9 protein-coding genes are annotated in these 6,777 nt (G+C 39.4%); 6 read left to right on the forward strand and 3 right to left on the reverse strand.

Translation table 11 applies throughout. The features are described from left to right. The first annotated feature begins 201 nt into the window (after nt 1-201). Complete coding sequence (locus ABMY42_RS26025) at nt 202-738, forward strand: hypothetical protein (protein ID WP_349266964.1); 537 nt, start codon at nt 202-204, stop codon at nt 736-738. Between the two features lie 162 nt (nt 739-900). Here ABMY42_RS26025 and ABMY42_RS26030 read toward each other — a convergent pair whose 3' ends face one another. Further along, entirely contained in the window at nt 901-1,029 is a 129-nt protein-coding gene (locus ABMY42_RS26030) for a hypothetical protein (RefSeq protein ID WP_254901966.1), read from the reverse strand. A 364-nt stretch (nt 1,030-1,393) separates the two neighbouring features. Here ABMY42_RS26030 and ABMY42_RS26035 point away from each other — a divergent pair, with 364 nt between their 5' ends. From ABMY42_RS26035 to ABMY42_RS26050, 4 genes are all read left to right on the forward strand, one after another. Further along, nucleotides 1,394-1,684, forward strand: coding sequence for a hypothetical protein (locus ABMY42_RS26035; protein WP_258688724.1), 291 nt, complete (start codon nt 1,394-1,396; stop codon nt 1,682-1,684). 691 nt (nt 1,685-2,375) lie between these two features. Beyond that, the gene (locus ABMY42_RS26040) at nt 2,376-2,999 is read left to right on the forward strand and encodes a hypothetical protein (protein ID WP_349266965.1); all 624 of its coding nucleotides are present in this window, start codon (nt 2,376-2,378) and stop codon (nt 2,997-2,999) included. A 126-nt stretch (nt 3,000-3,125) separates the two neighbouring features. Beyond that, the gene (locus ABMY42_RS26045) at nt 3,126-3,872 is read left to right on the forward strand and encodes a hypothetical protein (protein ID WP_349266966.1); all 747 of its coding nucleotides are present in this window, start codon (nt 3,126-3,128) and stop codon (nt 3,870-3,872) included. A gap of 155 nt (nt 3,873-4,027) precedes the next feature. After that, complete coding sequence (locus tag ABMY42_RS26050; RefSeq protein WP_026000403.1) at nt 4,028-4,651, forward strand: hypothetical protein; 624 nt, start codon at nt 4,028-4,030, stop codon at nt 4,649-4,651. A gap of 135 nt (nt 4,652-4,786) precedes the next feature. Here ABMY42_RS26050 and ABMY42_RS26055 read toward each other — a convergent pair whose 3' ends face one another. Together ABMY42_RS26055 and ABMY42_RS26060 are read right to left on the reverse strand one after the other, a co-directional pair. After that, nucleotides 4,787-5,065 (reverse strand): type II toxin-antitoxin system mRNA interferase toxin, RelE/StbE family, encoded by a 279-nt coding sequence (locus ABMY42_RS26055; RefSeq protein WP_017035198.1) that lies wholly within the window; start codon nt 5,063-5,065, stop codon nt 4,787-4,789. After that, a complete protein-coding gene (locus ABMY42_RS26060) occupies nt 5,062-5,346 on the reverse strand; it encodes a type II toxin-antitoxin system RelB/DinJ family antitoxin (RefSeq protein WP_349266967.1) in 285 nt (94 codons plus the stop codon). The genes ABMY42_RS26055 and ABMY42_RS26060 overlap by 4 nt, the downstream gene beginning before the upstream one ends. A gap of 195 nt (nt 5,347-5,541) precedes the next feature. On the opposite strand from ABMY42_RS26060, the gene ABMY42_RS26065 reads away from it, so the two are divergent. Further along, nucleotides 5,542-6,516 (forward strand): hypothetical protein, encoded by a 975-nt coding sequence (locus ABMY42_RS26065; RefSeq protein WP_274025971.1) that lies wholly within the window; start codon nt 5,542-5,544, stop codon nt 6,514-6,516. Nucleotides 6,517-6,777: the final 261 nt, after the last annotated feature.

A 6,777-nucleotide genomic window follows, 5' to 3' on the forward strand; every position in this document is an offset into this window, starting at 1 on the left:
GCAAACTAACAAACTGCTCAAGAGGGATTCGCAACGCGTGGCATTTTTACTATGCGTTGGTTTAAGTGATTAAGGTGGTATGCAGCGGCTTCGGTATTGCGTTGCTCACCCCTTAGCAGGGCGTTATAAGCCAGAGCGTCTCTCGTAAAATGGGCGAAAAATTAATAGTATATTATTCAGTTTTTATATCGTTGGTTAGTTATGGAACTAGATTTAAAAGGTTGGCTCACCTTAATTGCCACTTTTATTGGTATTATCTCGACAGTTATTACTTTAGCCTTACGTTTTATGCCGCGTGAGTCAGATAAACTAAAGCACAATATGGAATTGTTAAAATTGGCTAAGGAAAGCGAAATCAATCACCTTCCTATTGCGAGAGAAGTAGAAGCTCAAATTCAGAACTTGTTCATTGATGTGCCAGTAAGTCGCTTAAAGATTTATCGCACTCAAATCCTACTTTTTACAATGATTTGTTTTCTCATCGCAGTAATTACTGGAACTGGAACATCTTACATTGCAACGATCTTCTTTGGTATGTCAGAAAATGACGCTGATCATTTGGTTTCTCAGTTCGTTGTTGCTGGAATCATTGGGGGTATATCTTTCGGGCTAATGTCAGGTAGTGAACAACATAAAAAAGAGCTGGAGTTAGCAGAGTTGAAGAAGAAAGAAATAATGGAATCAGACCGTTCAAAAGTAGATGGTCAAGTTGTTTCCAATGCAGGTAATGGCTTATAACAAAGCATTTAAGAGTGATTCGCAACGCTTGGCAGTTTCGCTTCGCTCAAGTATAGCCAAGCGCCGCTCACACCTTAATGCGGCGTTAGCTTACTGGAGCAATGACAAAATTTCTTTAAATAAGTAAGCTACCGAGGTAGTAGCTCACTTTGGTAACACAAGTTATTTATTCGATGACTTGCTAGGTTTTAGCCCCGGAGTGTTACCAGGAGTCTTTTTGTTGTCACGTCTGCGCTGGTCAGGCTTCCCTGTTGATTTTGCGATTGGTTTTGGACCTGGTTTAAGAGCCATAGTTGTATTCCTCAAAAGTATAAGAGCAAATCTCTCGCAAAATAATATATTCGTATTTATGCATACTGACAGTGACTGGTGTTTTATTTCCACTTAAAATTTGTGGGTATGTCATTGGCTTAAAAACCTGTGTCGGCAAGTTTAGCTGATGCTGATGGTTAGTAAGCTAACAAACTGTTTAAGAGTGATTCGTAACGCGTGGCATTTTTACTATGCGTTTATTTTAGTGTTTAAGGTGGTATGCGGGGACTTCGGTAATTGCGTTGCTCACACCTTAACAGGGCGTTAGGCATCAGAGTTCACATCTTAAGCTACAATTATTTGGCTGAACGATTCTATGTTCAGTCAACTAAGGAGGCTACCAATGCATTATGATACATTCGTTATTCAAACTCATTCTGATGAGATCGAATTCCCTGGTAATACTGATTTTGACTGGTCACTAGAGCACGTCGAAGCGGCTATCGAGCAAGCAATTAGTAAATCGGAATTTCAGGTAACATTACCACTTTCGTTTCAAGATTATTCTTTGTTAGAAGTCAATCCCAACAAGCCTTGGTCAAAGGTTGGTTACATTGAGAGTAATGCAGGGTATTTCTTTGTGACTCAAGCATTGACTGATCATATTACAGTCACTTATAACCGTTGGGACTAATGCCTAACAATCTGTTTAAGAGTGATTCGCAACGCTTGGCATTTTTGCTATGCGTTGCGTTTTGTGTTTAAGGTGGTATGCAGGAGCCTCGGTATTGCGTTGCTCACACCTTAACAGGGCGTTAGGCAAGGTATGGTGAGTTTCTCATTTCTATTCTTCTTTATTCCCTTTGGCTATTCGCTTTCTGTTGTCGGCAATTCAACATTGTCGGCTTAAATTCTTGAATCTCTCAAACCGTAAAGCTTGCCAAATTTCTTGTGTTGCCTCATTGGTTTTCAGCTTGGGCTGGTGGTGAGTTTAGCTGGCTTAATGTGTGGAAAGGGCAAGTTTATCGAAGCTGTAGCTTTTGTTGCTAGATTGCAGCTTTGAATTTCGGTGGTTCAAAAGCCCCTTTGTTGCTGAGGCTCTGTATTCAGTGTTTGTTGGAATCACAGCTATAACATAGTGACTTTGGTTGTTCTTGAACCACAAAAATTCAGTGGGTGATTGGTTGCTTATTAGGTTTAAGGTATTCTGTATTAAATCGAGTTAGTGAGCACATGTGAAATCTTGCCTAACAAAGCGTTTAAGGCAGATTCGCAACGCTTGGCGGTTTCACTTCGATTTGGCTGCTGTGTTTAAGGCGCAATGGTTTAGTTCGGTGGTCGCGCTGCTCACTACTTAACGCGGCGTTATGCAATAGGAGTAAATTTTGAGTTATACAAGAAATGATTGGCGTCATAGATACTCAGAACGTTCAGATTTATCAACAAGTTTGGTTCACTTGACCAAAAGCAAGAAGCCTCAATCTATGGCTGAAATGATGTTTAAAATACTCGACGAACGCAAATTGATTGGAAGTACTACTGACTCAGGTTTTATAGTGGGTAGTGACAAGGCTGTATGTTTTCAAGATGCTCCAATACATGCGGTGTGTCAGAATTGCTGGTTTGAACAAAAATTAAGAAAAAGCCAAAAGTCCAAAAAAGTCAGATATTCTCCTTCAGGTTTCCTCTTCCACAAGCAAAATGTATTTCAATCAGGTGGGCGTCCAGTAGTGTATGACTCAACCGCAGAGGCAAAAAAATACTTACCGAAAAGTGAATGGTGGCGTATTGTTAACTTTGATCTCTCTGACTCGGAAAAATTTATCGATTGGACGCATGAACGTGAATGGCGTGTAAAAGGAGACTTTGAATTTGAGTTGTCAGAGGTAACTTTATTGTTTACCAAAACGTCTATTTATCAGGATTTCATCAAGCTTTGTGATGAGAAAAATACGCCGTTTTATAAATCTGTAGCAGGTATTGTTGTTACTGAATCAGTCCTATTTTAGATATTGCATAACAAAGCATTTAAGAGTGATTCGTAACGCTTGGCGCTTTCGCTTCGCTCAAGTATAGCCAAGCGCCACTCACACCTTAATGCGGCGTTATAAATCAGTTTGAGTTTCGTGGGTGAAATGAAAGATATAATAAAATCACTAAAAGATAATGTTACGTCTAGAGTACGTAATCCGATCGTAGGAGCATTTGCTCTTGCTTGGACTGCTTTAAATATCAATGGTGTTGCCACCTTTATTCTAGCTGACAATGCATTAAGGTTAGAGATCGTCAAAAATAAGCAGTGGCTTGTTTTTGATGATCTTATCTACCCAATGATGCTAGCGATTCTTTATTTAGTAATTCTTCCCATTTTAAATTTGGTTTATGAGTACTTAAATGATGGTGTCATCAACTCATTAAGAAATAAGCACCGTAATAAAAATGAAACGGAAATGTTCGTTCTGCAAAAGGCAACGGTGACAGCTAAAGTAGAGTCAGATGAAGAGTACATCAGAAAGCTTAAGGACAAAGACATTGAACATTGGTTAGAAGAAAAATCACAACGTAATAGAGAGTTTATCGCTTTAAAGGAAAGGTATGCCGCACTGTCAGCCCACCTTAGTGAAAAGGAAGCTGAATATATAGCTTCAGATAAACTACTTAAAGAGATTCATGTTAAAAAGGTACATGAATATGAAACAGATTATTCAAATGCTGTAATGTATGTAGCTGACAGTGCGAGAGAGCTTTCGATTCTCATGGAAAACTTAAGTGACCATGCTGATCTGAATAGTGAAATCGAAGCTGTATATAGAGATGCATCAAAACTGGCAGACAGAATGTCAAAGCGATTCGATATGTTTGACGAGGACATACCGTTTTAGCAAGTATCTGATTTATAACAAAGCATTTAAGAGTGATTCCCAACGCATGGCATTTTTCATTCCATCTTTGAGTGCGGTGCTTACGGTGGTATGGTTAAGTTTCGTGGCTGCGTTGCTCACACCTTAATGCGGCGTTATATTTTTCTGAGGTTTCGATGGAACAAATAATTTCTAGATCATTTGATGAAATGGTCGCGACTTACACCCGAACGCTAACAAACTTTTATCCAGCGCGAGGGAGTACTGGTTTCACAGAAGCTAACCAAGTTCATATCTACGTAAATGCCCTAGTGAAATGTCTCGATGATGATCGAGCTGTATCATGGCTTGAGTTTCCTTGGGTTGAGAAAAAGCAGCACATTGATGGTTTTGTTTTTTCTCCTAAGCACAAAGCTGTTTTTTTCATTGAGGCAAAACGTTTATCTCACACAAAGAAAAAACAAGAAATTATAAACGATATTGAGCGTCTACATCATCGAGACAAACAGTTCCTTAATGACAATGGGGTTACCGGTTTCGAAAGTGAATACGTAGTTGCTTTATCTGATGTTTGGCTTGAGACAAAGTGGAAACGTTCGATGCCTGAATGGTGGTGTGGACTAAACAATGTACCAGAGCAAGTTGTGGCACATGGTTCACTTAGTACTCCAGATAGTACCATTCACAATAGCTTGGTTGATCTAAATTGGCACCGAAGTACCCCATTTGCATACTGGATGGGTGAGCATTGTGAAAGCGTAAAAAACTACTGTTTACTGATGGCGGCATCAAAAATATAACAAACAATTTAAGAGTGATTCCCCACGCTTGGCATTTTTGGTTTGGATTTGGTTTAGTGTTTACGGTGTTCAAATTGAGTGTCGTGCTAGCGTGGCTCACACCTTAATTGGGCGTTAGTTCCCCAGAGGAAGCAATCAATCCGTAGGGAATTTTTGTTTCTGGTGTAGTACACGCATAACTCGGATGATATCGCCCTCAATCCAGTAAGAGACAATCATCGAAATCTCAGGAATGATGAGTAATCGTCCGCGGATGCCATCTCGTTGCACACCCATTAAAGGTTGTTCAAGCAAGTTTTCTACTTTTGCTTCAATGAGGTTGTCAGTTTTTTCTGCAGCATCAGGGTTGAAGTCATAGAGAAACTCAAAGATCTTTTCACGATCATTAAGTGACTCTTCTTCCCATAAAATCATTGCTTACCTCGATTACGGATTCTGGCTTTGCGCTCTTCCATTCGAGACTTAGCCGTTTGGTGCTCAACGAAAACGGATTTTCCTGCGTCAAACTTCTCAAATGCTAGGTTTACTTGTTCAGTTAGCCATGCATCGTGAGATAATGTTTTTCTTTGTTGTTCAGCGAGTTGCTCAGTAAGTTCACGGCATGCGTCACTCAGAGTGCGACCTTGGCTCTCAGCCATTTGTTGAGCTAGGCGTTTTGTTTCTTCATCAACACGAAATTGAATTCTAGTGTCCATGATGTATTCCTTTGTTGGTGTGTGTACAAATGTTAGCACTAGGCTTTGAGATGGGCAACTAACAAACAATTTAAGAGTGATTCGGCACGCGTGGCATTTTTACTATGCGTTGGTTTTAGTGATTAAGGTGGTATGCGGGAGTATCGTATTGCGTGCCTCACACCTTAATTGGGCGTTAGAAGAATAAGGAAAAGTATGGAAGCACATAGTAAGTTTGTAAGGGTTTCAATTTATGTTTTAGCTATATTTATAGCTGGACTGATAGTGTCAGGTTTTGTACTGGGAGAGCCAAGTTACCAGATCTCGCCAGAGATCATCACAATGGTTCTAATTATATTGATACTATTCCTGTCTGAGAGTTTTAATAGTTTAAGTCTCGGGAAACTTGTGACTTTATCAAGAGAAAAGAAAGAGAAAGAGAAAGAGAATTCGGGGCTTAAGGCTGAAAACTCCGAACTTAGAAACCAATTAATAACCGTTGCTACAAACGTAAATCAATCGCAAGTGACCTATAATGGTGTTTCTAATGAACTTTTAAAGTCATTAAATGTTGTACCTGCTGACGAAGCACAAAAAGCAGCAAAAGGTAGGCTTGAAACTGACGATGATAATGTCCCTGAGCAGAAGCAGCCAAAAGTTTCTAAGAAAGATCCTGAATTAACAGCATTACAAAAATTGGTTCCAAATGGGACATCTAAAATGCGCTTAATGCGCGATTTAGAGCCAAATTCTATTGTTCAAGTTTGTAATCGTATTGGTATTGATAGTAACGGCGTAAGGCATGAAGTTCGCTTTGCTTCTGCTTTTGAGGGATTAGATCCAATAATGGAAAACTCTGTAGTTTTTGATGCTTACTATCAACTTGAAGAGAAAGAGTTATTCTTTGAAGTAATGCGTTCAGATATGTTAAGACCTGACCGTTTTAATTATTTGTATCAAATGCTAACCAAACTGTTCTTATATCGGAAAGCAAAGTCGGTTAGTGCTGAATTAGTGCTGATTCTTGTCGAACTCCCAGAAGAGATTCAAAGTCGAACGTGGGGTGATAGGATTATAGAACGCCTCCAATCTCAGTTTGCTCCTGCTGTTGCTAACAAATTATTGCGTATAGAAACAGTGAAGTACGAGGAGCAAGCAATAGTTGATATTTTAAATAGTGCTAAAAAATAGCATCGTGTGCATATTCTTCTAACAAAGCATTTAAGAGTGATTCTCAACGCTTGGCATTTTTCATTCCATCGTTGGGTTTTGTGTTTACGGTGGTATGGTTAAGTTTCGTGGTTGCGTTGCTCACACCTTAATGCGGCGTTATATTAAACGGTTAAATATGAAGAGTAGACGATTTATAAGCTTACCCTCGCTAGTTCAAAAAGAATTGCAGCATCAATATCAGCACCTTCATGATGCGCTTGTTGGTATGTATGATGGTGA

This window comes from Vibrio sp. SSH13-20, from assembly GCF_040104475.1.
In the GTDB taxonomy this organism is placed as follows: Bacteria; Pseudomonadota; Gammaproteobacteria; order Enterobacterales; family Vibrionaceae; genus Vibrio; species Vibrio harveyi.